Genomic DNA, 25,070 nt, shown 5'->3' on the forward strand with positions numbered 1-25,070 from the left:
GTGCCAAAAATCATAGCGTTTCTAGTCGTCATAGTAACAGGTAGTTTTGTCAACCATTTTCCAGGTACACGAGCGATCTCTGCCAATCCACCCGTATGATCGACCCCCAAACCATAACCTGCACCTAAAACCTGGTCTCCTTCTTTAAATTGTGGATCTTTCGAGGTCAACACTGTGCCAGCTAGATCAATTCCTGGAATCTGTGGATAATCACGGATCACGCCACCATTTTTCTGAAATGCCAGCATATCTTTATAATTCAAAGAAGAATATTCAACCTTAATAACTACATTACCTTCCGAAAGATCCGCTAAACTTAAAGTTTCTAATTCACCTTTTATCTCTGAACCTTCGTCACGTATAATAAATCCCTTAAATTTTTGCATACTCTGTTTCTCCTTTCGATCCAGGCTCGCTATGTCTTATTAATTTTAACATATAAAGCGCTATCATTAACTAAAGACCAACATTTGATCAAACTTATCAAATCAAGCCAGATTTTTTAGTAAGATTAATGTTAAAGTGAAATATACACAATTGAGTAGACAAACGAGGGCCTAATTATGAAAATTATTATTTCCCCAGCTAAAAAAATGGTTGTTGACCAAGATAATTTTTTACCAACTGGACAACCAATTTTTCTGGAACAAACAGAAAAGATCTTACATAAAATGCAACAACTTTCTTACTCAGAAGCACAAAAGCTCTGGAAAACAAGTGACAAATTAACCCAAATAAATTACGAACAACTACAAAATATCAAACTTGACCGTCAATTAACGCCCGCTGTTCTTAGTTATTCAGGGATCCAATACCAATACATGGCTCCAGATATTCTAACTAAACCTGCGCTCGACCATTTACAAGATACCTTGCGGATTTTATCTGGTTTCTATGGGATCTTAAAACCATTTGATGGGATCGTTCCCTATCGTCTTGAAATGGGAGCCCGTCTAAAAGTCGCAGGTAAAAACAACCTGTATGCTTTTTGGGGAGAGAAGTTATACTCTACCTTAAAAGACGACGGACCGATCATTAACCTCGCTTCAAAAGAGTACTCAAAGGCGATCGTTCCTTACTTACAAAGTACTGATCAATTCGTTGATGTAGTTTTTGCTCACTTAGTCGATGGTAAATTGCGGACTCGTGCAACACCTGCCAAAATGGCGCGAGGAGAAATGGTCCGCTTTGTTGCCGAAAATCACCTGACTGGAGTCGAGGAGCTTAAGGAGTTTGAATCCCCAACTTATAGTTTTGATGAAAAAAGGTCAACAACCAACAAGTTAGTTTTCGTCCACTAAAAAGGAAGTGAGACAAAAGATGCTACAAATCCGAATTATAACGATGATTGCGTTATTTTGAGTCGTAGCGAAGCGAAAAAACCAAAATAACACAATCGTTGTTACAGCAAGGCTTCGATCTTTGGGAACACGTTTAAAGGCCGTCGATTTAACCCATTAATGGGTTAAATCGACGGCCCTTTTAGAATCGCACAGTTAGTTATGTCCCAGCCTCTTTTTTATAAGTTTTTAAGACTGATCAATCTTTATGAGCGTACTTGTAACTCCATTGTGTACCAGCAGTATTGTGAATAATACCCTTCACGTTTGATTTTTGTAGATAAGCGGTAACTTGCTGATAAACAGGTGTCATTGCTTGTTCAGAATTCAAGATCTTAGTAGCTTCGATCAAGTCTTGCCAACGCTTGTTTTCATCATTAGCGTCTTCATTTTGAGCGCGTGCAACTAATTCATCATACTTTTTATTCGAATATTTTCCTTGGTTATATGATGTGTCACTGGTTGCAGTTTGTAAGAAAGTGATCGGATCACTGAAGTCGCCGCCCCAACCTGATAAATACAAGTCAAAGTCACCATCAGCAGCACGTTGGGTTGCACTATGAGTTGGAATATCGCGAATTTCAATATCTAAACCAGGTAAGATCTTATGGTAACGTGACTGTAGATATTCAGAGATCTGTTTACCATTTGCATCATCGTTATTGGCTAATAATGTCAATTTCAGACCTTTTTCCCCAATTTCTTCCAAACCTTTATCCCAATATTGCTTAGCTAATTTCGTATTGGAATCAACCGTATTTTTAACATACTGCTGATCAGCAAAATCTTGACCTGTTTTTGGATCTTGAGCCAGATTAGAAGCGACGAAACCTTTTGGAGTTTCTGAGCCATCGCCTAAAATTTTCTTAGTCAAAACGTCACGGTCGATCGCTAATGACATCGCCATACGAATATTCTTATTATTCATCGCCTTACGTTTAGTTTCATCTGAATCATTAAAGTTGTACTTGATGTAAGTCACATATGAATAAGGATACTGTTTAAATTCTTTGTCCTTCTTAAAGTTCTTGACCTGTTGACTTGTCAAAGGAGTCAAATCAAGCTTGTCTTGTTGATATAGTTCTTGACCTGTTGTCGGATTTGAAACAACCGTAAAGTTGATTTTATCTAACTTGACCACCTTTTTGTCCCAGTAATTGTTATTTTTAGTGAACTTCCATTTATTACCAGTCCCAGTCCAATCTTTAATTTTAAATGGTCCTGAATAAACCATGTATTCTGATTTAGTGCCATACTTCTTACCGTACTTATTAACTACTTTTTCATTTTGCGGTCCGAATAGCGGATAAGCCATCAAGGTCTTAAAATAAGCCATTGGTTTTTCAAGTTCAATAACTACAGTTTTTTTATCTGGTGCGAAGATCCCAATACTATCGGATTTAGCCTTACCATCGATAATCTTGTCCGCATTTTTGATCCCGCTAAATAAGTATGAATACGGGGACTTAGTCTTTGGATCAAGTGTCCGACGCCACGAATAAACGAAGTCATCTGCGGTGATCTGGTCACCATTGCTCCATTTAGCATCACGTAACTTAAAAGTCCATTTCAAACCATCATCTGAAACTGAACTACTCTTAGCTAATCCAGAAGTGACTTTTCCTTTATTCCCTAAACGATAAAAACTTTCAAACACATTACCAGTCTGACCATAACCAGTTGATTTAGAAATATCGATCGTATCTAAAGGTGCCGTAGCACTGAGATCAAGTTGTTGCTTGTTGTCGCCTTTGTTACTGGCACCATTTTTACCACAAGCTGCTAAAATTATAACTAACGATGCGGCAAAAATGGTAACTAAAATTTTATGTATCTTTTTCATCTTAAATCCTCCTCGTGTAAATAAGCAAAACAAGCCGCTTAAAAATTAAACATCTCAAATTAAAAACCGTTTACACTGATACCATTGTTGCAAAAAAATGTTCTGCTAACTCTTCTGACAGTCATAAAAACTAACAAAAAAATCACCTTTAATATACAAAAAGACGCGGGCATTCAGTTAAGAATCCTCGCGTCTGGGCTTTGTTCATTATACTTGTCTAGTATAAACTAAATTATTGCAACAATCGCAAAAGTCAATACTTAACAGGCCGAACATCGCAGCAGACGCGATGTACAGCAACAGCACATATCAGTATTAACGAATTGATTTGTCACAATGAATACCCCCTGTTAGTAGTTAAGTTAAATATAATCAAAGGATAAACTAAAGTCAAGCAAAATATTACAAAGAACAAAAATTTGTAACTAACATACAACCTAATTAGAACACTACTGCATTCAAATATTTATTTAGAGCTTCCTTTAGCGTTTCATTCAAGCGGAAAAAAATTATCCCGTGACTCTTGCAAACAACCGCATCGCCCCAGTTTTCTGGATGACCAACATCACTGTTTTTAAATCGTGGTAAATCACCAAATCTTTTAGCAAAAGTATTGACCGAAATGTTGAGAGTTTGAGCTAAATCACGTGCATCAGAAAAATACTCACTATTAATTTCATCACCCAGATCGGTACAATTTTTCAATAGTTCCCAGTATTCACGCATTATAATTCCTCCCTGGTTTTATAATAAAAATATATAGCTATAATTTATATTATAACACTTAGCTTATTATTTTTTAAAATAAAAAAGGAAGATGATTACAAATTATACGTTAATTATACTTATATATTTGCTCGAGCAAACCAACAACCTGTTCCTATACAAAAACTGCCTAAGGTTTTGTCCTTAAGCAGTTTTTTATCAAGAATAATTAACTATTTCAAATCAAAGCTGAACCGATCAATTGTAATAAAAACAAACCAGCTAAAACTACGAGTGTTTTTGAAAGATCTTTTTTCTGACCTGCAGCCAACTTGGCAACTGGATAAGCGACAAAGCCAAAAGCCAAACCTGTCGAGATCGAACCCGTTAGCGGAATTAGAACAATGATCAAAAAAGCAGGAAACCATTCAGAAAAATCAGTTAGATCTACTTGTCCAATCTGTTCCATCATTAGAGCCCCGGTAATTAAAATCACTGGTGCGATTGCTGCATCCGGAACATAACTCAATAACGGAATAAAAAATAATGATAGCAAAAACATTATTCCAGCAGTTAGTGAGGTCAGACCTGTTCTTCCACCACTTTCAATCCCTGAAGCACTCTCAGCTGCTGCTACTGTTGGACTAGTTCCCATAAAGCTCGAGCAAAATGCTGACAAAGCATTGGCACGATAAGCTCGCTGGAAATTAGACGAATCACCTAACAGGCCTTGTAGTAGTCCCATTGATTCAAAAACTAAGATCATGGTCATTGAAAAAACAGCTACCAGGAATTTAACGGTAAATATCCCATCAAAATCTGTTTGGAATAGTAGCTTCCCGTATGAACCAAGCATTGATAAACTAGTACTACTAGCAGCTTTGGTATCTAAACGTAAAATAAAAGCTAAGATACTAGTTACAACGATCCCGATCACAAAACCACCAGGAACTTTACGTAAATACAAAACCAACGTTAAGATCAAACAAAATAGCGCCAAAAGTACTAACGGGCTACTTAGATCACCTAAAGCAAGTAAAGAACGCTGTCCACCAGAACGGATCAACTGGGCTTTTTCTAGACCAAGAACCACTAAAAACATACCGATCCCAGCTGTGATCCCATGTTTAAGACTAGCGGGGATCGCATCTGCGAACAATCGACTCAAGGGGGTAAATGCCACGATCAAATACAACAACCCACTAACAGCACTAACGGCTAAAGCTTGCTGCCAGGTAAATTTCATCGACTGAACTAAAGTATAGGTGAAAAAAGCATTAACTCCCATTCCCGGAGTAATGATCACAGGCGCATTTGCAATAAAATACATTAACAAACAACCAAGTGCCGAAGAAAAAATTGTCGCAAAAACACTCAAAGATGCCGGAATTCCAGCATCTTTGAGAATAATTGGATTAACGATGATAATGTAAGAAATCGCGAAAAAACTGGTCATTCCCGCAATAAATTCTGTCTTTAAATTAACATTACTATTAAAACTATGTTGCTTTTTCATATTAGATTACCAGACAAATACTCCGACCATCGCTGCAGACAACAACGACACTAAGATCCCAGAAATCAACATATAACCAACATTAGCAGCAATTACGTTATTCTTTTCTTTATCAACTAAGCCCTTGAAAGCTCCGATGATCATACCAACCGTTGAAAAGTTGGCAAAAGATGTAACAAAAACTGTCAAAACAGCACGGTAGTGTTCAGAAAATGCTGCAGTTGCGATCGTCTTAGTAACTTTACCCATTACAACGAATTCGTTAGTAACTAATTTTTCACCCATATACTGTGCAAACTGGAATGCATCATCAACAGGTAGGCCCATCAGCCATGCAAATGGGAACATAACCACACCCAATATGTGTTCAAGTGACAGCCATGGTGTGATCCAACCCAAGACCTTATCGATCAAAGCGGCTAAGGCAACGAAGGCTATAACGTTGGCAGCAATAATTAAAACCAATCTACCAGCACCAAGGATAGAGTCACCCAAGAATGAGAAAAATGGTTCTTTTTTACCATTCTCATCAGCGTCCCCTGCTTCAGTTGCAGCAGAGCCGCCCATCGTAGCGATCGTATCCTCTTCATCAGGAACATAAACTGGATTAAGCATTGAGGTTACGATCAAAGCATTGATCACGTTGATCGGAATGGCTGTCAGAATAAATTCAGCCGGCATCATCTGTGTATACGAACCAACGATCGATGCAGTAACACAACTCATTGACATCATGGCGATCGTTAAGTTACGTTGAGCCTTCATTTGTTTCAACTGTAACGAAGAAACAGCTAAAGCTTCAGTATTACCTAAAAACATCATTTCAACCGCAAAGAATGATTCAAAACGTGGTTGGCCGGTTAACTTAGATAGCCCGCGGCCTAACCATTTGATGACCCAAGGCAAAACTCCAATGTAAGTCAAGATATCAAACAATGGAACGATCATTAAAATTGGCAAAAGAACCTGTACAAACCAATCCATTTGTTTAACATTGACCATACTTGGTAAAGCAAAAGCAATACCAGTATATGCTACATTAACCAGTTCATTAAAACCAGCAGCCGCAACATCAACGATCGTCCGCCCGATCGAAAAGCTTGTTAAGAACCAAGCTAGGAATAAGTTAAAGATAACCATTATAATAATGGCTTTCCAGTTGATCTTGGATCTGTTTTTAGATAGAAGCCAACCGAGCAATAGAAAAATTGCTAAACCGACAATATTTATCGCTAAGTACAAAAAAATCCCTCTTTCCTTATGTAGTATGACGAGGTTTAAGTTATCTTTGTGAAAAGATATTCCTAAGCCATTTCAAAATAAATTTACTAGAACCTAGTATAACGATTTCGCTGGTTAATGTAAATAAAAGGCGAACATTTGTCATTATGTTTTCAGTTTTCTTTAATGACAATATTAAGAATAGTAATAAGTAACTGTCTAGTGTTTAAACTTGGCGTATAATTGTATTATTATATCGATATGATCATACATTATTAGGGGGCATGACAGTGGAAAACAAGGCAATCAACGTTGGCGTGCTGGCCGGCAAGATTCTTGTTGAAGCAGGTTCAGAAATGTGGCGTGTTGAAGATACGACCAAGCGGATCGTTGACCATGCGTCAAACAATAAAACGGAAGCTTTCACAAGTTTAACTGGTTTACTAGTCAACCTTAAAGACACTCCATATACCCGCTTTATGCAAGTGGAAAAACGGGGGATCAATATGAATAATATTAATTCTGTTAACGACCTCTCCCGTCAATATGCCCAAGATAAATTGACCTTGGATGAACTCGAAGAAAAACTATTACATTTGCAACATAAAAAACCACAGTATCCTTTATGGTTACAAACAATCGGAGCTGGTTTTGAAGGCGCCTTTTTTATGTTTACTTTCACTCAAACATACAACTGGGAAGACTTTCCACTGGCCTTTTTCGCCGGAGCCTTGGGTTATTTAGTGACCTACTATGTTGGTTCACGTGTCAAGATCCGCTTTATGAGTGAATTTTTAGGTGCATTAACGGTCGGCTTGTGTGCTGTCATTGGTGTTCGACTTCATCTCGGAATCAATGTGCAAAATATTATCATTGGAGCCATCATGCCACCGTTACCCGGCGTTCCTATCATCAACTCCATGCGTGATATTTTTGAAGGGAATTTACTTTCGGGGATCGAACGACTAATGGAATCATTGATCATCTTAAGTGCGATCGCGTTTGGGGTAGGGTTAGTCCTACGTTATATGTAAGGTAAAGGGGGATTTTATGACGCTATATCATTTTTTAATTCAAGCAACTTTTAGTTATTTAGGGACATTTACTTTTGGTCTATTTATTAATCTCCCTCAAAAAGCGCTCAATTCTTCTAGCTTGATCGGTATGGCCGGTTGGCTTTTGTATTGGTTCATCTTTAAACTAGGTTACGGTTCGATCTTGGGCAACTTCATGGCCGCATTATTGGTTGGCATACTGGGACTTTTTTGCTCGATCAAAAAGAAAATGCCCACTACCATGTTTAGTAGTGGACTAGTGCCACTTGTTCCAGGAGCTAGTAGCTACCAGGCTTTATCTGCTTTCATTAACAGTGAAACAACGACTGCTATCTCTAAAACCATTCATGTGGCTATGGTTGCTGGTGCAATTGCTTTAGGGTATGTAACTGCACAAATGATAGCTGACCTGATTTATAAACGAAAAAATGTTTAATTTTCTGACAGTTAGTCCTACTTTCTTTGTTCTTAGGGAGCGTTTACCACACTGTATTATTCAGGTATACTGAATAATGTATGCTCCAAAGAAAAATTATTTACAAAAGATGAATTACATAGGAGGTTTTTTTATGTCTGAACCAATGACATGTCGCCAAACACTCGCTATTACTAGTCATCGTGTACTAGCCGGAGATTTGAACGAACATGAAACTGTATATGGTGGACGTTTACTAGAAATGTTAGATGGCACTGCCTCGATCTCGGCTGCAAGGATCGCCAAGTCTGTTAATGTTACTGCTTCAATGGATCAAACTAACTTCATTGCCCCATTTGGATTACAAGACTCTTTTTGTATCGAAACTTATGTTAGTGGTTGCGGCAATCGATCGATCGAAGTATTTGCTAAAATTATCGGCGAACATTTACAAACTGGTGAACGTTATATTGGTCTGACATCATTTCTAACTTTTGTGATCACTGATAAAAATGTTTCTCTAGATAAAATCATCCCAGAAACGGTAGAAGAAAAAATGATCAATGCTGGCTATAAAAAACGTCAGGCAGAACGAATGAGTAATTTAAAATCACAAAAAGAATTTAACGCATCACTAAGCTCTGATTACCCTTGGGATATCGAATAAGAAAATAAGACAAAGGATGCTTTGAAGCCAATCAGTAATAATGGTCGCGTTATTTTAGGCTGTAGCAAAGAACAAGAACAACGCAATTGTCAATTATTGTTATAATATGGGTCTTGTGGAACTTGTGGAACACGTTTAAGGGGTCGTCGATTTAACCCATTTAATGGGATAGATCGACGGCCCCTTTTAGAAGCGTACAGTTAGTTATGCCCAGCCCCTTATTCCTAACTATTTTCCAACTTTTTTACTTGTTTATCAGATGTGATCGAAAACACCTTACTTTGACTCTGATGTACAGCTTTAGCAGGAGTACCAACTACAGTTTTTTTAGGAGCAACATCTTTCAAAACCACTGCCCCAGCACCTACTTTGCTAAATTCACCAACTTCAAGTGAACCTAAAATCTGTGCATTGGCACCAATAAATGCTCCTCTTTTGATATGCGGGTGTCTTTTCTTTTCATCCGTCGCGTACCTTGAGCCCAACGTGACTCCGTGTAAAAGAGTGACATCATCTTCAATAACTGCAGTTTCACCAATCACAACTCCTACACCATGATCAATAAAAATTCTGCGACCGAGCTTTGCTGCAGGCGCGATCGAGATACCCGTGGTTTTAGCAGCATGTTGGCTAAGTAAACCAGCCAAGGTATACAAATGATGCAGGCTTAGATAATGTGCGATCCTATACCAAAAAAGTGCGCGTATACCTGGATAAGTCAACACAACTTCTAATAAACTGTGTGCCGCAGGGTCTCGTTTAAGAATCGAGCGCGCCGTTTCGAACATGATCTTGGCTTCCTTTCAAGTTGGCAAAACCTTGCTCTAAATCTAACAGTAGATCTTTAGGGTCTTCTACACCTACAGATAAACGGATCAATTCATCTTTGATCCCATTTTCTAAACGTGTTTCACGCGGAATAGCGCCATGTGTCATTAAAGCAGGAATCTCGATCAATGATTCAAGTGCACCTAAGCTCTCTGCTAATGTCACTAAGTGTAAGCCTTCCACAAATTCTTTGGGATCTAAACCATCTTTTAATTCAAATGAGATCATTGCACCAAAACCATCCATTTGTTTTTTCGCCACTTCATGATCCGGATTGTTAGGATCTCCTGGGTAATAAATTTTACTGACCAATGGCTGTTTGGATAGATAATCGAAAACTTTTTTTGTATTAGATAAATGTGCACGCATCCGTAAAGCTAGAGTCTTAATACCACGTTGTAATATCCAACTTTCTTGCGGAGCTAATATACTACCAATCGAGTTTTGTAAATAACCAATTTGCTCTGCCAATTTTTGGTCATTTGTTACGACTAGCCCTGCGATCACATCACTGTGGCCACCCAAATATTTCGAAGCACTATGGATCACAATATCAACGCCTTGTTCTAAGGGACGTTGAACATAAGGTGAGGCAAAGGTATTATCAATGATACTCAAAACGCCATGTTCTTTAGCGATCTGTGCAACTTTAGCAATATCAGTTACATGGAGTAATGGGTTAGTTGGTGTTTCTAAATAAATTGCTTTTGTGTTATCTTGAATTGCATTTTCAACAGCAGCCAGGTCACGTGTATCAACTACAGTAAATGTCATACCAAATCGTTTAAGCACTGTATTGATCAACCTGAACGTACCACCGTAAACGTCATTTCCGATCACAAAATGGTCACCTACTGAAAACATAGAAAAAACTGTATTGATCGCGGCTGATCCTGAAGAAAAAGCAAAGCCGTCATTTCCATTTTCTAAATCTGCGATCAATTTTTCAACAGCATCACGTGTTGGATTGCCCGAACGAGAATATTCATACTCTGTTTCTCCCACCTTTTCTTGGTGGAAAGTCGATGCCATGTAAATCGGGATCGAAGTTGCTCCAGTATATTTATCTTCACTTACACCTGCATGTATTAATTTTGTTTCAAATTCCACAATTTTACCCCTTTTCGTTTTTAAATTTCTACTTTAATCGTAAATTCCTTGGCTCAAATAGCGTTCACTACTATCAGGAAAAACCGTGACGATCGTGCTATTTTCTGGTAATTCCTGTGCAACTTGCAAACTAGCTGCAAGTGCCGCTCCACTTGAACTACCAATAAACAATCCTTGGTTTTTAGCAATTTGTTTGACCTGATTAAAGGCTGCCTGATCTGAGATCGTTAGTACTTGATCGATATTCAAATCAGAAAAGAATGGTGGTATAAACTCGACTCCGATCCCTTCTGTACGGTGGGCGTGGGCGAGTCCACCATTCAAAATCGAGCCTTCAGGTTCAACAACGACTGTTTTAATTGCTGGATGACGTTCTTGCAGATACTTGGCGACCCCAGCAAAAGTCCCACCGCTTCCTGCACCTGCAACAAAAGCATCAATTGGTTGATTCAATTCATTCACTAACTCAGGTGCTAAAGTGTAATAATATGCAGCTGGATTCGCTGGGTTTTTAAACTGCATTGGTACATAACTATTGGGTATCTTCGCAGCAATCTCCATGGCTTTTTTGATTGCGCCTTTGATTCCTTCTTCACTCGGTGTATGCACTAGTTTGGCACCTAACGCTTTCATCAACTGTTGTTTTTCAAAACTAAACTTTTCCGGAACTACCAAAATCGTTTTTAAGTGATGGGTACCTGCTGCTAAAGCTAACCCGATCCCAGTGTTTCCAGCAGTCGGCTCAATGATCGTTGTTGTTTCGTTAATTTTGCCCTGATTGATCCCGTCTTGAATCAGATATTGTCCTAAACGGTCTTTCATGCTGCCTCCTGGGTTAAACATTTCTAATTTGGCATATATGTGACTATTTTTCGGAACATCGATCTGTAAATCAAATAACGGAGTTTTACCGACTAACTGTGAAACTGATTTGAGTATCATATCCTAACCCCCAACAATTCATTAAATTTTTAATTTGTTCAAATCTATTTTATAAATTCTGATATAAAAAAAGAGCACGAAATTCTGTTTTCCAGAATTATCGCGCCCTTAGTTCAATTCCAACCCATGTGGACATTGAACATTTTAAGGTCATTATTCCTCAAAAAATGTTAATGTAAACAGGTCGAACATCGCCAAAAACGCGTTGTTCGACAACAACAAGTATTTACATTAAACATAAATTGTTTCATAATGACACCTCCGTTTGAATTAACTTAAATATACCTGAATTAACTAGACATTGTCAACAACTTTTGTTTTTACCAACTCAAGTTTACACAACTCTATTTAAAGCCTGTCCTAATTATTTATCTTCATCAAGAATCTTTAATAGATCATTGTACTGATTAGTCATCCACTCTTTATAGTTTTTATCAGCTGGCAATGTTTCAGTAACTTGAAGTACTGGAACATCATTTTCTTTAGCTAATGAAATAAAATTATCTACAGTCTTATTACTAACTTGTTTATTATAAACAAAAAAGGCAATTTTATGTTGTTTAATATTTTTTTGCATCTCACTGATTGTTTGTGGAGAAGGATCAGTTCCTTTTTCGACAGAATTTTCGAATTTCTTATCGCCAATTTTGAACCCCATCGATTCGATCGCATAATCAAAAACTGGTTCAGAAACATAAACCCCCTTATTATCTGACTTAGCGGCAACATCTTTTAGTGTTGCTATTTTTTTATCGACTGGTTTTAAAGAATCGATGTATTTCTCTGCATTTTTTTGAAAATACTTTTTATCTTTGGGCTGTTTCTTCCCTAATTCTGTAGCAATTCTTTTCGCAAGTTTAGGCATTGTTTGCGGATCATACCATAAATGCGGGTTGTCGCCGCTTTTTTTATCCATCACATCTTCGCCGACTTTAACATATTTTGCCTCACTGTCGTTATTTTTAACTAGGTTATTCATCCAACTATCATAACCCATGCCATTAGCGACAACTAACTGTGAGCCCGCTACTTTTTTAGCTGTTTTTGGTGTTGGGTCATAATCATGTGGATCAACACTAGGTTTGTCGATCACAGACGTAACTTCACCCTTATTACCAACGACTGCTTTAGCAACTTCACCATAAAAATCAGTCGTAGTAGTAACTTTTAATTTATCGGAGTTTTCATTAGCAGAATCACTAGAACACCCTACACCCACAAACATTAGTACAATAAGTAAAAGAACTATCCCCAAATTTCTGCTTTGCTTATATTTACCCATTATCTTTCATCTCCTTAGTCAAATGGTAATAATTACTCTTTAAAGATAATATCATATCGGTCATATAAATACAAATTAGTTTATACGAAATCACTTTTCCACCTGTGGATACATCTCACATATAGTTATACACACTTTTGGATTGTGGGTAAGTTTTAATTAATGAAGTTATCCACAAAAAACATCTGTATAAGAAAAAAGCCGAAATAAAGCCTGATCAATTACAAACACCGACCTAGGTTTTATTTCAGCTAATTTTTATTTAATTTTTGCAAGAAATTTCTTAATACCAACCATTTTGGAGCCAGAATGTTTTGGCACCATTCCATGAACCATAAGCGCTTGTCACATAAGCATTTGCAACCTTTTCTTGGTTAGCTGCAGAATAATCATGGTTCAAATAGGCATCCGTTAACTGGTAACGACCATAATATTGACCATTTTTTGCAGTATATGAACCGCCAGATTCCTTTTGCGCGATCCATTCCTTAGCAGCTGCTTCACTCGTAGACACGTTTTGCTTTGGCGTAGTTGTTTGTGTTGAATTTGTTGACTTCTGACTCATAGTTGGCTGCTGAACTTTAGGTTGCACAACTTTTCTTTGCACTGGTTTAGAAACATTTTGCTTACTTACTGTTTGCTGTTTAATACTACTTGTTACGACTTTTCTTTCAACCGGCTGTTGAGTTTCTGTTGTTGAGCTGGCAGATTCAGCTTGTTTTGATACTTGGGATCGTTCTTGAGCAGTAACAGACTTTGTAACACCATTATTAGTTTTTCTTGTCTGTGCGACAGAACTTTCAGTATTTACTTCATCAGTAGGGTTGTTTAACTCAGAAGACTTTGCTGTAGCCTTAGTTTCTGATGCCTTGACTTCTTGTTCACTAGTCTGTGCTTCAGCTGAAACTGATTGTTGCTTAGCAGATGCCTTTGTTGGTTCGCTTTGCTCACTAACTTGCGGTGTAGAACTAACTTGTGCATTTGCATTTGTATCCAACGTAACCTGTGAAGCTTGTTTAGACACGGTTAAATTCAAACTTTGACCTGGTTGAATGACCGATGAATTTAAGTCCAAACCATTAGCCTGGCGCAATTGAGCAACGGAAATACCCGCACTTTGCGCGATCGTCCATAAACTGTCGCCAGCTTTTACGGTATAACTACCATTTGTTTTAGCTTTAGGTTGAGCTTGAGTTTGATCTGAGTTGATCGTTAATTTTTGTCCTTGATAAATAATGTGAGTTTGTGGGTCAATTTTATTTTGCTTCTCAATTGCATCTTGTGACACACCATATTTTTGTGCCAATGCCCACACTGTATCATTTGAACTAACTGTATGTACCTCAGAAGCATTAGTAACTGCACTGGAAGCTAAAAACAAACCAGCTGCACCAACCGAACCCAAAGCAACATTTTTCACTGTTTGATTCATATTGGTTCACTTCCCCCTTTATTTTATGAATACGCATTAATTTTAATTAAAGCACGATACCCCAAATTAAGCAACTAATTCTGCTGCAAATGTATATTTTTCACAAAAGTTCTCCAATTTAAAATGTTAAACCTCAAACTCTGACAAGAAGTGTTCGATGCCTCTTTGTTTGGCTAATAGGCGATAATCGTCTGCTTGATTTTGTACTTTTCTTTTCTGTTTCATATATGATTCAACATCATCTAGCAACCGCATAAACTGTTCAGCTTTTAGCACATACTTGTGTCTGGAATTATCCTTTTCAAATATTTGCAAGACACTTAATGTTTGTGGATCAGTAAAAAGCCAATAACCCACCATGTGCCCAATTTCAGAATAATTTTCCATTCCTTTCACACCTCACTTTCCTTTATTTAGCATATCTATATTCTACAGTAATCTAAAAAAAAGCGTCGCAAGTCCCAAAACTCGCAACACTTTATATTCACAGAAAACTATACATCAATTGAATTAACAATATATTTAGCACTTTGCCCGGCAGCCATCGCACTCACATTTTCAGCAACGATCTGGGCCATATCATCACGTGCTTCAACAGTCGCATTACCCACGTGAGGAGTCAAAATCACATTAGATAGTTTTTTCAACTCATCACTAACAAAAGGCTCTTTTTCATAAACATCCAAAGCAACTCCAGCTATTTCTTTACTTTCCAACATTTCAGGTAATAATTGTTCATCGATCACCTGTCCACGAGCAGCATTAACTAAAATTGCTGAATCTTTCATCAATTTAAACTCACGTTCACCTAAGTAATGCGTCGTTTCTTTAGTAGCTGGAATATGCAAGGTTACGACATCAGAGCGTTTTAATAGCTCGTCTTTGGAAACATATTTGACATTAAGTTTTTCTTCAAGTTCACTAGGAGCTTGATGACGTTGAGTATATAAAATTTCCATGTCAAAAGCACGGAGACGTTTAGCTACTTCCTGACCAATTTGACCTAAACCAATGATCCCTACTGTCTTATTGAGCAACTGGTGTCCCAAGAAAAATAATGGCGCCCAACCATTAAAGCCTTCCGTTCTCATCAGCGCGTCACCTTCTACAACACGATGCATTAGTGCTAATATCAAACTGATCGTAACTTCTGCCGTTGAAATTGCTGAAACATATGGCGTATTAGTAACGGGGATCTTCTTTTGAGCAGCATATTCTGTATCAATGTTATTAGTTCCCGCGCCAAAGTTAGCAATCAACTTTAACTTAGGTGCAGCATCAATTACTTCTTTGTCAACCTGCGTTGATAAAGGGGTGATCAAATATTCAACGTCGGCAACCTTTTCAATCAACGTCTTTTTGTCAATCAGCTTTTCTCCTTGATACATCTCAAAGGTCAGGGCATTCTTCTTTAAAATTTCTAAAGCTTCTTGCGGTATTTGGTCTGCGATAAAAACATTCATAAACTTCCTCCTAGTTTAACTTGCTTATTTATAGTAACCCTAATTTTAGAATATTTTCCATAACGCCTCTTATTATACCGCTTTCATAAATACGTTAACAAGCCCCGATTCTTTTACCAGAAACTGATGACCTACATAATTTATATCATTAAAATAGACAAATAGCCGTCAACAAGTCACTTATAATTTAAAATAACCGGAAGCTTAGTTAATCTTAAAAAGATTTTATTATATTTCTTCTTCCACTTGTTCTTTAACACCCGTATGATTCAACAAAATGTTTAAGATCACAACAGTAAAGCTGCCGACAACCATCCCATTCCCTAAGATAGTTTGTAGCTGAGCGGGTAAAAATTGCAAGAGGTCTGGTTGAGTCGTAACGCCGAGTCCCAGCCCAATCGAAACAGCCATAATCAATAAGTTTTTATTATTCATTTCTACTGCAGATAACATTTTGATACCTTGGGCGCCGACCATACCAAACATCACAAGCATTGCACCACCAAGAACTGAACTGGGTATCAAAGTAGCGATCGCGCCGAACTTCGGTATCAAACCTAAAACCATTAATAAACCTGCTGAATAATAAACTGGCCGTAACTTCTTGATACCAGAAAGCTGCACAATACCCACATTTTGCGAGAAAGTCGAGTATGGAAATGTATTGAACACACCGCCTAAAATCGCAGCTAAACCTTCAGAACGATAACCACGTTTCATATCATCAGTACTTAGATCTTTGCCAGTCACATCCGCCAATGCATAATAAACTCCGGTCGATTCGATCATACAAGTTAAAGCCGCTAACACCATAGTTGCGATCGAGGACCATTCAAACTTTGGAACTCCGAAGTAAAATGGAATTGGTAATTGAAACCAGTTAGCCGAACTAACTGGTGAGAAACCGACACTACCTAAAGCGATAGCTAATAACGTTCCGGCCAAGATCCCGACTAAAATTGAGATTTGTTTGAAAAAACCACGACCCCAAATGTTGATCACAATAATGACTAACGCAGTCGTAAAACCTAAAATCAGATTAATTGGTGTACCAAAACTCTTAGCTGTTGAATCGCCACCGCCTAAATTTTGAAATGCCACGGGGATCAAAGTAAAACCGATCAATGTGATCAAGGAGCCTGTCACGATCGGCGGAAAAAAACGACGTAATTTGGCGAAAGGCCCGGCAATCAGCATAATGAAGATCCCAGCTGCAATAATTCCGCCATACATATAAGCCCAGCCAAAATTATTACCGATATTTTGCAATGGAGCTACATATTCGACCGCACAACCTAAAACAACTGGCATTGCGATCCCCGTCCACCGAGTTCTCTTGAGCTGTAAGAGCGTTGCGATCCCGCACATAAAGATATCCATCGATACCAAATATGTCATTTGTTGGGCGTTAAAGTTTAATGCTCCTCCGACTAACAATGGCACTAAAATATCTCCTGAGTACATTGCTAACAGATGCTGCAAGCCTAAAACTAAGTTTTTGGTGATCGATTTGTCTGTATTTTCCAAAGTTTTGTCTCCTTGTTCGATATTTACTGATTTATGTGTAGATTTTACCACCTAATCATCTGTTAAACAATGCAAATATGAATTTTAAACACAATTATAATTATAATGTACGTTTTTAAAATGTAAGTGCTTTATTAAACATCATGCGCGCACTCAGTTATAATATAATGTGAAAGGATTCACTGTGTCGACATCACGGAAAAGGGGCGTTTAATATGACACAGAGCAAAAATATTAATGTTAATCTCTCTCAGGTTCCGACAACCATGCGTGCCTGGATAGTTGAGAAGCAAGGACCAGTTGATTTGGATCCATCACCCTTAAAATTTGTTACCAAAAAAGTTCCACAACCAAAATCAGAAGAAATCTTGGTACGAGTTTTAGCTTGTGGCGTATGTCGAACTGATCTCCATGTCACGGAAGGAGACTTACCCGTCCATCAACAACATGTTATTCCCGGTCATGAAATAATCGGAAAAGTTTGTGCAACTGGACCTCATACTTCCCGTTTTAAAATCGGTCAACGTGTTGGTATCCCTTGGTTACGTTACACCTGCGGTAAATGTAGTTTTTGTCGCTCTGGAAATGAAAACCTCTGTCCCAATTCTAAATATACCGGTTGGGATCATGACGGTGGTTATGCAGAATACACAACTATCAACGAAGCTTTCGCTTATGAGATCCCAGCCTCATTTAGATCCACAGCTGCCGCACCACTTTTATGTGCTGGGATCATTGGTTACCATGCTTATCTAAAAGCCAATGTACCTGCTGGTGGAACGTTAGGCCTCTATGGTTTCGGTGGTTCAGCACACATTACAGCAGAATTAGCATTAAAGCAAGGTGTTAAAGTTCATGTTTTAACACGGGGCAAAAATGCCCAAAAACTTGCACTAAAATTAGGCGTTAGTTCAGCTGCGGGGGCTTACGACTTACCGCCTGAGTTGTTAGATTCAGCCATTATCTTTGCACCTGCTGGCCCGATCATTCCGAAAGCCTTAGAAGGATTGAAGCCTGGTGGTACATTAGCTTTAGCAGGTATTCATATGAGTGACGTCCCACCATTAAATTACCAACAACATCTTTTCCACGAAAAAATGATCACCAGTGTGGAAAGTAATACTCGTAAAAATGGCGAAGAATTTTTAAATTTGGCCGCTCGACTCAACATTCAACCGAAAACTCGTGAATATCCACTGGAGAAAGCACAAACCGCACTGCATTATTTAGCAGTTGGTGACGTTGAAGGTGCAGGTGTTTTACGGATCGCCAACGATTAACGATCAACATCATTTCTAGCTTTTAGTTAAAAAATAAGAAACTGGGACGTTACTAGCTGTGCGATTCTAAAAGGGCCGTCGCTCTATCCCATTAAATAGGATAGAGCGACGGCCCTTAAACGTGTTCCAAAAGACTAAAGTCTTACTGTAACGGCTTCAAACCACCTTTGTCTCACTTTCATTATTAACTTACAGGGTTTTCTAAGGTCGAATCTCCGGGCTTCCAATTGCGATAACCTTGATAATCAGCACAATGTAGCAACTTCTGAGCATTTTGAACCCGCTCATCTGAAGGAGGTTCAATTCCATCTAAACGGTACTTGACACCCATTTCAGCATACTTATGCACACCCATCGTGTGATAAGGTAAAACCTCAAACTTTTCCACATTATGCAATGTTTTAACAAAATCGCTAGTTTCAGTCAGAAATTCGTCGTTATCAGTGATCGTAGGGATCAAAACTTGTCTGACCCACATTGGTTGACCAATGTCAGAAAGATAATGAGCCAAATCTAGAATGTTGTCATTTGGATAACCCGTCAATTTCTTATGTTCTTCAGAATTGATGTGTTTGATATCCAATAGAACAATGTCTGTAACATCTAACAGTTTATTAAATTTGCTAAACCACGGCTCACGTCGGGTAAACGGCTGACCACAAGTATCCAAGCAAGTACTGATCCCTAACTTTTTACACTTAGTAAATAATTCAGTCGCAAATTCAATTTGCAATAAGATCTCACCACCAGATAAGGTGATCCCGCCTTTGTCGCCCCAAAAATCTTTATAGGCAAGTGCCTGATTTAAAATCTCATCGGAAGTCATAGGTGTTCCCACATTTTTCTTCCAAGTATCTGGGTTATGACAAAATTTACAACGCATGTTACAGCCTTGCATAAAAGCTACAAACCGTATTCCGGGGCCGTCAACAGCACCGAACGTTTCGATCGAATGAACGTAACCTTCAACTTGACCATCACGCATTGGTAATGGACGTAAGCGTGGATTTCTTTTTCTGGTTTTCCTTGTTCTTGTTCTCGTTTCTGTACTCATAATCTCTCTCTTAACCCCCTGCTTCTAGATAACTGTACAAACAATTACATTGAAGTATGGAATGTTCTTGAAATAACATCATCCTGTTGTTCCTTAGTCAAGTCTGCAAAGTATACGCAGTAACCAGAAACACGAATAGTCAATGTTGGGTATTGTTCTGGATGCTTCTGTGCATCGATCAAAGTTTCACGTTTAAAGACATTGACGTTGATATGATGTCCACTATTCTTCATGTAACCATCGATCATATTAACTAAGGTATCTTCTTGTTCATCTTCAACCTTACCAAGTGTTGTTGGTGTCACAGCAAATGTGTTAGAAATACCGTCTGTTGCATACTTGTAAGGGATCTTAGCAACTGAAAGTAGTGATGCTAAAGCACCTGAAATATCTGCACCGTATGCTGGGTTAGCACCTGGGGCAAATGGTTCACCTTGTTCACGACCATTAGGAGTAGCACCCGTATTCTTACCATAAACAACGTTTGAAGTAATTGTTAAAGCAGACGTTGATAATTTAGCACCCTTGTACAAATGATGGGTGTTCATCTTTTCGTACATCTTCTTAACTAACCAGGTGACGATCTCATCAGCACGGTCATCATTGTTACCATAACGTGGATATTCGTTATCAGCCTTAAAGTCAACTGTTAAGCCGTCTTCGTTACGGATAGCTTTAACATGACCATACTTGATAGCTGAAATTGAGTCAGCTGCGACCGACAAGCCTGAAAGACCTGTAGCGAAAGTATAATCTAAATCAGTATTCTTCAAAGCCAACTGTGCTGATTCATAGTAATACTTGTCATGCATATAATGGATAATGTTCAAAGCATTAACATACACGTCAGCCAACCAATCCATCATCTTATCTAATTTATCCATGAATTCATCATAATCAATGTATTCAGAACTCATCTTCTTTAGTTCAGGACCAACCTGTTGGCCAGTAATTTCGTCGCGACCCTCGTTCAAAGCATATAGAACTGTCTTGGCTAAGTTAGCACGAGCACCGAAGAATTGTACGCCTGAATCAATTGGTTGTGCAGAAACACAGCAAGCAATACCATAGTAATCTGTACCCCATTGTCTCTTCATTAAATCATCATTTTCGTACTGGATCGTTGAACTTTCAATAGAAACACTGGAAGCATAACGTTTGAATGACATTGGCAAGTTGTCTGACCATAATAATGTAATGTTTGGTTCAGGAGCAGCTCCCATGTTATGCAAAGTATTCAAGAAACGATAAGCTGTCTTAGTTACATGATGACGACCATCCAAGCCAGTACCTGCCAATGAAAGTGTGGCCCAAATTGGATCACCTGTGAATAATGAGTTGTATTCAGGTGTCCGCATAAAGAAGACCATCCGTAATTTCATTGTAAATTGGTCGATTAATTCTTGGGCATCTTTTTCAGTAATAACACCACGTTCTAAGTCACGGTTGATATAAATATCGATGAAAGTATCGATCCGACCGATCGACATTGCGGCACCATTTTGCGTCTTGATAGCTGCTAAATAACCAAAGTATAGCCATTGAATAGCTTCTTGAGCATTAGTAGCTGGTTTGGAAATATCAAAGCCATATGAGGCAGCCATTGTCTTCATATCTTTCAAAGCACGGATCTGATCAGAAATATGTTCACGTTTTTCAATGATGTCACTGGTCATTTCTCCGTCACCAGTATTATTCAAATCATGAACCTTGCCTTCGATCAAACGATCAATACCATACAAAGCAACACGTGGGAAATCTGAAACGATCCGGCCACGACCATAAGCATCTGGCAAACCAGTTAAGATCTTGTTATGACGTGCATGACGAATATCTGCGTCATAAGCATCAAAAACACCTTGGTTATGTGATTTTGCAATCTTAGTATAGAAATATTCAACTTCTGGATCGAGTTTGTATCCATTTGTTTCCAAAGCATCTTTGGCCATCCGGATACCACCTTGTGGCAACAAAGAACGCTTCAAAGGTTTATCTGTTTGTAAACCAACAATTTTTTCTAAATCCTTGTCAAGATAACCAGGAGCATGCGATGTGATCGTAGAAACAACCTTTGTATCAGCATCCAAAACCCCTACTTTACGTTGTTTCATCTTCAAATCTGTTAATTCGTCATTTAACTTAGTAGTAGCTTTTGTTGGACCTTGTAAAAATGACTCATCACCATCATATTGTACAAAGTTCTTCTCAATAAAGTCACGGATATCAAGTTCTGTTTGCCATTGGCCTTTTTTGAAACCATCCCAAGCAGAAGATGTAGTTTCTTCAACCTTATTCATCATAATAAATAACCTCCCCAAATTTGAAAGCGCAATGTCAAACGCTTTCTTCTCTATTATATTACAACACTTTGTGATTGTTTTCAACATTAAAGTAGCTTGCTTTTTAGGTCACGTTTCACAAAGAATTCAAGCTTTTAAAAACCGGTTTTCATTTCTATGTTACCGTATACATTGTTGTTTGTTTAGCAAACTTACAAAAAATAAAGTCATGCTATTTAGCAAAAAAATTAGCAATTTAGTTCACATAATTTTGCAAAATATAAAATAAATTAATCTTTTTGAACTTTATTCACTAATTAAAAATAAAAGGGGCTGGGACAAAACTAGCTGTGCGGTTATAAAAGAGCCATCGATCTATCCCATTAAATGGGTTAAATCGATGGCTCTTAAACGTGTTCCAAAAGATTGAAGCCTTACTGTAACAACGATTGCGTTATCCTAGTTCTTCGCTTCGCTACGACCCAAAATAACGCAATCATCGTTACAAATCGGCTTCAAAGCATCTTTTGTCTCACTCTCTTTAAATATAGAGCTAATTATTGCTTGAATTCTGTGCATAATGCAGCAAAAATAAAATCGCCTCTTGGTACGAACATGAACGCCTATTCATTACTGTTTCAACCAATTCTTCAGTTGAGGCTTTAGCTGTTAGTGCCATCCAACATTCCTCCAATACCGAATACCACGTTATCCAAACGTCCGTTCCGATCACCTGTTACTTACCTATTCTAACGCCCTTATTATTGAATTAAAAGAACGAATACAGTTAAAATATTTTACTTGACACATTTTTTCTTCATACAGCACGTAATTTGACCGAGAAAAAAATTTTTATGCTGCTGATTTTCTTTAATTTTTATGTATAAAAGAAATATCTAAAGCAAGAAAATAAATTATTTTCTTAATTTAACAGCATTTATAAAAGGTCTTTCTCTGCATATTTCAAAAAAATATCATTTTTATCTCAAATTAAAAAAGAAGATGTATCAACTATATAAAAGCAATATTTTTTTAAGTTCTGATTAAAGAGTTTATTTTCAAAATCATTGATAAGATTTATCTTAAATAAAATATAGGATAATGTTATAATTGTTTGTCGAAAATAAAAAAACATCCACAAAAAATGTTCTTATTTGAGGATGATTTCATTACTTTCATTTTTCTTTTAAAAACTACTGTAACCAACTTTTATTTAATGTTTCTAAATACCCCAAACGTTGTCTAAAACGTTTGTCTGGTCACGATCTGGACCAACAGAAAAAGTCGAAATTTTAACGCCAACTAAATCTTCGACTCGATGAATGTACGCACGAGCATTTTCCGGCAGGTCTTCTAAAGTCTTACAGCCAGTAATATCTTCCTTCCAACCTGGGAGTGTTTCATAAATTGGCTTACATGCCTTTAGTTCTTGCAAGTTAGCTGGATAATGATAAATCTTTTCACCATTTAAATCATAAGCTGTACAGATTTTTAATTCATCGAGCCCCGTCAAAATATCTAAACAATTTAAAGAAAGATTTGTCAATCCAGATACACGTTTGGCATGACGCATTACAACACTGTCGAACCAGCCGATCCGACGTGGACGTTTAGTGACCGTTCCATATTCATGACCAACCTCTCTAATATGAGCGCCGACTTCATCAAATAATTCAGTTGGAAATGGTCCACCACCGACACGTGACGTATATGCTTTGCATACCCCAACTACCTTGTTGATTTTAGCAGGACCAACACCACTACCGATCGTAACCCCACCAGCAACAGGATTAGATGAAGTTACAAATGGATATGTTCCTTGGTCAATATCAAGCATAACACCTTGTGCACCTTCAAAAAGTACACGTTTTCCGGCATCTAATGCATCATTTAAAACAACCGATGTATCTGTCACATACTCTTTTATTCGTTGGCCATATGCATAATATTCTTCGAAAATCGTATCAAAATCAAGCTGATCTCCTTCATAATCATACATATTCTTAAATAAACGATTTTTTTCTTCTAAGTTAACTTTTAATTGGGCTGCAAAGATATCCTTGTCCAATAGGTCAGCGATTCGGATCCCGACCCGAGCAGCTTTATCCATATATGCTGGCCCAATACCATGAGCAGTAGTACCGATTTTACTATCTTTCTTAGCTTTTTCTTGTAATTTATCTAAGACAATATGATAAGGCAAAATAACATGGGCTCGATCTGAAACACGCAAGTTGTCTGTAGAAACTCCTCTTTCTTTCAAATAGTCAATTTCTTGAGTTAAGGACTTAGGATTTACCACGACACCATTACCGATCACACTAATTTTATCTTGATAAAAAATACCAGACGGGATCAAACGTAGTTTATAAGTATCTCCATCGAATACGATCGTATGTCCAGCATTATCGCCACCTTGATAACGTGCGATAACTTCCGCATCATGACTCAGAAAGTCTGTAATTTTACCCTTTCCTTCGTCGCCCCATTGACTCCCAACTACTACTACTGATGACATTACATTCACCTCATTAATATAATTGTTGATCACAAATTTCAGTTTGTGCTCGTAAACACACCTTGATAATTGTATCAAACTACCACCTATCAATCAAGTTAAAACCGAATATTATTATATATCGATGTTTAAAAAATGGAAATTAACGAACTTTATACTTAAAAATAAGTAAAAAAACAACAAGTTACTGTATCGTTATTTTTTTGTATCACCAGGGATCATACGGCCTGAAAGGTAACCAACTACGTTGCCGATAAAGTTTTTCCATTTCTTTTAAGGTGTTAAATGTGGTGTCGCCGATAGAAATAGTTCCCTTAACTTTCAAGGAATACATCGCTAATACCACTTCTTCCATGATCTTTTGCGGTGGGATCTGCCGCTTATTTAATTTTTCTTCGGCCCGATCGATGATTTCCTGAACTTCCGCCCCACTAGCAGCATTTTCTATTTTAAAAATTGTCATCAATTGATTGGCTTGAGCCGCAATTGCTTTATTGGACTTCAATTTTTCATCTCATTCCGTAAATATTTAGTGTTATTATCCCATTTAATGATTATAATAACCAACTACTGCTCAAAAATATAGTGTCAAC

The 25,070-nt window shown here is 37.7% G+C and carries 23 protein-coding genes; 5 read left to right on the forward strand and 18 right to left on the reverse strand.

All coding sequences use genetic code 11. The features are described 5' to 3' along the window. Nucleotides 1-386 (reverse strand): alcohol dehydrogenase catalytic domain-containing protein (locus LACPOB_RS11755; protein WP_040532819.1); only part of this gene is annotated, 386 nt, incomplete at its 3' end. Nucleotides 387-563: 177 nt separating this feature from the next. Between LACPOB_RS11755 and yaaA the strand changes: the two genes are divergently transcribed. Continuing rightward, nucleotides 564-1,301 carry a peroxide stress protein YaaA gene (gene yaaA, locus LACPOB_RS0104215; protein WP_017867582.1) on the forward strand — a complete coding sequence of 246 codons (738 nt, stop codon included), beginning with the start codon at nt 564-566 and terminating at the stop codon, nt 1,299-1,301. A 238-nt stretch (nt 1,302-1,539) separates the two neighbouring features. Here yaaA and LACPOB_RS0104220 read toward each other — a convergent pair whose 3' ends face one another. The 4 genes from LACPOB_RS0104220 to LACPOB_RS0104235 all read right to left on the reverse strand — a co-directional run bounded on the left by LACPOB_RS0104220 (nt 1,540) and on the right by LACPOB_RS0104235 (nt 6,646). Then, nucleotides 1,540-3,183: a peptide ABC transporter substrate-binding protein gene (locus tag LACPOB_RS0104220; RefSeq protein ID WP_017867583.1), complete on the reverse strand. Its 1,644-nt coding sequence runs from the start codon at nt 3,181-3,183 to the stop codon at nt 1,540-1,542. 441 nt (nt 3,184-3,624) lie between these two features. After that, nucleotides 3,625-3,909, reverse strand: a complete 285-nt coding sequence (locus LACPOB_RS0104225) for a hypothetical protein (RefSeq protein ID WP_017867584.1) — start codon at nt 3,907-3,909, stop codon at nt 3,625-3,627. A 217-nt stretch (nt 3,910-4,126) separates the two neighbouring features. Next, on the reverse strand, nt 4,127-5,404 hold the full coding sequence (locus LACPOB_RS0104230) for an NCS2 family permease (RefSeq protein ID WP_017867585.1): 1,278 nt from the start codon (nt 5,402-5,404) through the stop codon (nt 4,127-4,129). Between the two features lie 6 nt (nt 5,405-5,410). Continuing rightward, nucleotides 5,411-6,646, reverse strand: coding sequence for a NupC/NupG family nucleoside CNT transporter (locus LACPOB_RS0104235; protein WP_017867586.1), 1,236 nt, complete (start codon nt 6,644-6,646; stop codon nt 5,411-5,413). Nucleotides 6,647-6,909: 263 nt separating this feature from the next. Here LACPOB_RS0104235 and LACPOB_RS0104240 point away from each other — a divergent pair, with 263 nt between their 5' ends. The 3 genes from LACPOB_RS0104240 to LACPOB_RS0104250 all read left to right on the forward strand — a co-directional run bounded on the left by LACPOB_RS0104240 (nt 6,910) and on the right by LACPOB_RS0104250 (nt 8,762). Beyond that, on the forward strand, nt 6,910-7,659 hold the full coding sequence (locus LACPOB_RS0104240; RefSeq protein ID WP_225429639.1) for a threonine/serine exporter family protein: 750 nt from the start codon (nt 6,910-6,912) through the stop codon (nt 7,657-7,659). 16 nt (nt 7,660-7,675) lie between these two features. Next, complete coding sequence (locus LACPOB_RS0104245) at nt 7,676-8,116, forward strand: threonine/serine exporter family protein (protein WP_017867588.1); 441 nt, start codon at nt 7,676-7,678, stop codon at nt 8,114-8,116. Nucleotides 8,117-8,249: 133 nt separating this feature from the next. Continuing rightward, nucleotides 8,250-8,762, forward strand: a complete 513-nt coding sequence (locus LACPOB_RS0104250; protein ID WP_017867589.1) for an acyl-CoA thioesterase — start codon at nt 8,250-8,252, stop codon at nt 8,760-8,762. Nucleotides 8,763-8,986: 224 nt separating this feature from the next. On the opposite strand, the gene epsC is transcribed toward LACPOB_RS0104250, so the two are convergent. The 8 genes from epsC to LACPOB_RS0104290 all read right to left on the reverse strand — a co-directional run bounded on the left by epsC (nt 8,987) and on the right by LACPOB_RS0104290 (nt 17,346). Further along, on the reverse strand, nt 8,987-9,550 hold the full coding sequence (gene epsC, locus LACPOB_RS0104255; RefSeq protein WP_017867590.1) for a serine O-acetyltransferase EpsC: 564 nt from the start codon (nt 9,548-9,550) through the stop codon (nt 8,987-8,989). Beyond that, nucleotides 9,522-10,700 (reverse strand): trans-sulfuration enzyme family protein, encoded by a 1,179-nt coding sequence (locus tag LACPOB_RS0104260; protein WP_017867591.1) that lies wholly within the window; start codon nt 10,698-10,700, stop codon nt 9,522-9,524. The genes epsC and LACPOB_RS0104260 overlap by 29 nt, the downstream gene beginning before the upstream one ends. A gap of 33 nt (nt 10,701-10,733) precedes the next feature. Further along, nucleotides 10,734-11,642: a PLP-dependent cysteine synthase family protein gene (locus tag LACPOB_RS0104265; protein ID WP_017867592.1), complete on the reverse strand. Its 909-nt coding sequence runs from the start codon at nt 11,640-11,642 to the stop codon at nt 10,734-10,736. A gap of 364 nt (nt 11,643-12,006) precedes the next feature. Next, nucleotides 12,007-12,924, reverse strand: coding sequence for a metal ABC transporter solute-binding protein (locus tag LACPOB_RS0104270; protein WP_017867593.1), 918 nt, complete (start codon nt 12,922-12,924; stop codon nt 12,007-12,009). Between the two features lie 283 nt (nt 12,925-13,207). Then, a complete protein-coding gene (gene apf, locus LACPOB_RS12270; protein WP_017867594.1) occupies nt 13,208-14,356 on the reverse strand; it encodes an aggregation-promoting factor in 1,149 nt (382 codons plus the stop codon). Between the two features lie 126 nt (nt 14,357-14,482). Beyond that, nucleotides 14,483-14,743 (reverse strand): hypothetical protein, encoded by a 261-nt coding sequence (locus tag LACPOB_RS0104280; protein ID WP_017867595.1) that lies wholly within the window; start codon nt 14,741-14,743, stop codon nt 14,483-14,485. Nucleotides 14,744-14,850: 107 nt separating this feature from the next. After that, entirely contained in the window at nt 14,851-15,819 is a 969-nt protein-coding gene (locus tag LACPOB_RS0104285) for a 2-hydroxyacid dehydrogenase family protein (RefSeq protein WP_017867596.1), read from the reverse strand. A gap of 228 nt (nt 15,820-16,047) precedes the next feature. Then, complete coding sequence (locus LACPOB_RS0104290; RefSeq protein ID WP_017867597.1) at nt 16,048-17,346, reverse strand: nucleobase:cation symporter-2 family protein; 1,299 nt, start codon at nt 17,344-17,346, stop codon at nt 16,048-16,050. 215 nt (nt 17,347-17,561) lie between these two features. Here LACPOB_RS0104290 and LACPOB_RS0104295 point away from each other — a divergent pair, with 215 nt between their 5' ends. Next, entirely contained in the window at nt 17,562-18,626 is a 1,065-nt protein-coding gene (locus tag LACPOB_RS0104295) for a zinc-dependent alcohol dehydrogenase family protein (RefSeq protein ID WP_017867598.1), read from the forward strand. A gap of 184 nt (nt 18,627-18,810) precedes the next feature. Here LACPOB_RS0104295 and pflA read toward each other — a convergent pair whose 3' ends face one another. The 5 genes from pflA to LACPOB_RS0104320 all read right to left on the reverse strand — a co-directional run bounded on the left by pflA (nt 18,811) and on the right by LACPOB_RS0104320 (nt 24,982). Next, nucleotides 18,811-19,680, reverse strand: coding sequence for a pyruvate formate-lyase-activating protein (gene pflA / locus LACPOB_RS0104300; RefSeq protein WP_017867599.1), 870 nt, complete (start codon nt 19,678-19,680; stop codon nt 18,811-18,813). Between the two features lie 44 nt (nt 19,681-19,724). Next, nucleotides 19,725-21,980 carry a formate C-acetyltransferase gene (pflB, locus tag LACPOB_RS0104305; RefSeq protein WP_017867600.1) on the reverse strand — a complete coding sequence of 752 codons (2,256 nt, stop codon included), beginning with the start codon at nt 21,978-21,980 and terminating at the stop codon, nt 19,725-19,727. A 532-nt stretch (nt 21,981-22,512) separates the two neighbouring features. Then, complete coding sequence (locus LACPOB_RS13000) at nt 22,513-22,638, reverse strand: hypothetical protein (RefSeq protein ID WP_017867601.1); 126 nt, start codon at nt 22,636-22,638, stop codon at nt 22,513-22,515. Between the two features lie 543 nt (nt 22,639-23,181). Further along, nucleotides 23,182-24,477 carry an adenylosuccinate synthase gene (locus LACPOB_RS0104315; RefSeq protein ID WP_017867602.1) on the reverse strand — a complete coding sequence of 432 codons (1,296 nt, stop codon included), beginning with the start codon at nt 24,475-24,477 and terminating at the stop codon, nt 23,182-23,184. A 208-nt stretch (nt 24,478-24,685) separates the two neighbouring features. Further along, on the reverse strand, nt 24,686-24,982 hold the full coding sequence (locus LACPOB_RS0104320; protein WP_017867603.1) for a hypothetical protein: 297 nt from the start codon (nt 24,980-24,982) through the stop codon (nt 24,686-24,688). Nucleotides 24,983-25,070: the final 88 nt, after the last annotated feature.

This window comes from Ligilactobacillus pobuzihii E100301 = KCTC 13174, assembly GCF_000349725.1.
In the GTDB taxonomy this organism is placed as follows: Bacteria; Bacillota; Bacilli; order Lactobacillales; family Lactobacillaceae; genus Ligilactobacillus; species Ligilactobacillus pobuzihii.

Bases quoted from the DNA above. Each gene is read 5' to 3' on its own strand.
- LACPOB_RS0104270 (WP_017867593.1), bottom strand. From the start codon at position 12,924: ATGGGTAAATATAAGCAAAGCAGAAATTTGGGGATAGTTCTTTTACTT.
- yaaA (WP_017867582.1), top strand. From the start codon at position 564: ATGAAAATTATTATTTCCCCAGCTAAAAAAATGGTTGTTGACCAAGAT.
- LACPOB_RS0104245 (WP_017867588.1), top strand. From the start codon at position 7,676: ATGACGCTATATCATTTTTTAATTCAAGCAACTTTTAGTTATTTAGGG.
- LACPOB_RS0104280 (WP_017867595.1), bottom strand. From the start codon at position 14,743: ATGGAAAATTATTCTGAAATTGGGCACATGGTGGGTTATTGGCTTTTT.
- LACPOB_RS0104315 (WP_017867602.1), bottom strand. From the start codon at position 24,477: ATGTCATCAGTAGTAGTAGTTGGGAGTCAATGGGGCGACGAAGGAAAG.
- LACPOB_RS0104240 (WP_225429639.1), top strand. From the start codon at position 6,910: ATGACAGTGGAAAACAAGGCAATCAACGTTGGCGTGCTGGCCGGCAAG.
- apf (WP_017867594.1), bottom strand. From the start codon at position 14,356: ATGAATCAAACAGTGAAAAATGTTGCTTTGGGTTCGGTTGGTGCAGCT.
- LACPOB_RS0104220 (WP_017867583.1), bottom strand. From the start codon at position 3,183: ATGAAAAAGATACATAAAATTTTAGTTACCATTTTTGCCGCATCGTTA.
- LACPOB_RS13000 (WP_017867601.1), bottom strand. From the start codon at position 22,638: ATGGCACTAACAGCTAAAGCCTCAACTGAAGAATTGGTTGAAACAGTA.
- pflA (WP_017867599.1), bottom strand. From the start codon at position 19,680: ATGAGTACAGAAACGAGAACAAGAACAAGGAAAACCAGAAAAAGAAAT.
- epsC (WP_017867590.1), bottom strand. From the start codon at position 9,550: ATGTTCGAAACGGCGCGCTCGATTCTTAAACGAGACCCTGCGGCACAC.
- LACPOB_RS0104295 (WP_017867598.1), top strand. From the start codon at position 17,562: ATGACACAGAGCAAAAATATTAATGTTAATCTCTCTCAGGTTCCGACA.
- LACPOB_RS0104265 (WP_017867592.1), bottom strand. From the start codon at position 11,642: ATGATACTCAAATCAGTTTCACAGTTAGTCGGTAAAACTCCGTTATTT.
- pflB (WP_017867600.1), bottom strand. From the start codon at position 21,980: ATGATGAATAAGGTTGAAGAAACTACATCTTCTGCTTGGGATGGTTTC.
- LACPOB_RS0104250 (WP_017867589.1), top strand. From the start codon at position 8,250: ATGTCTGAACCAATGACATGTCGCCAAACACTCGCTATTACTAGTCAT.
- LACPOB_RS0104285 (WP_017867596.1), bottom strand. From the start codon at position 15,819: ATGAATGTTTTTATCGCAGACCAAATACCGCAAGAAGCTTTAGAAATT.
- LACPOB_RS0104230 (WP_017867585.1), bottom strand. From the start codon at position 5,404: ATGAAAAAGCAACATAGTTTTAATAGTAATGTTAATTTAAAGACAGAA.
- LACPOB_RS0104225 (WP_017867584.1), bottom strand. From the start codon at position 3,909: ATGCGTGAATACTGGGAACTATTGAAAAATTGTACCGATCTGGGTGAT.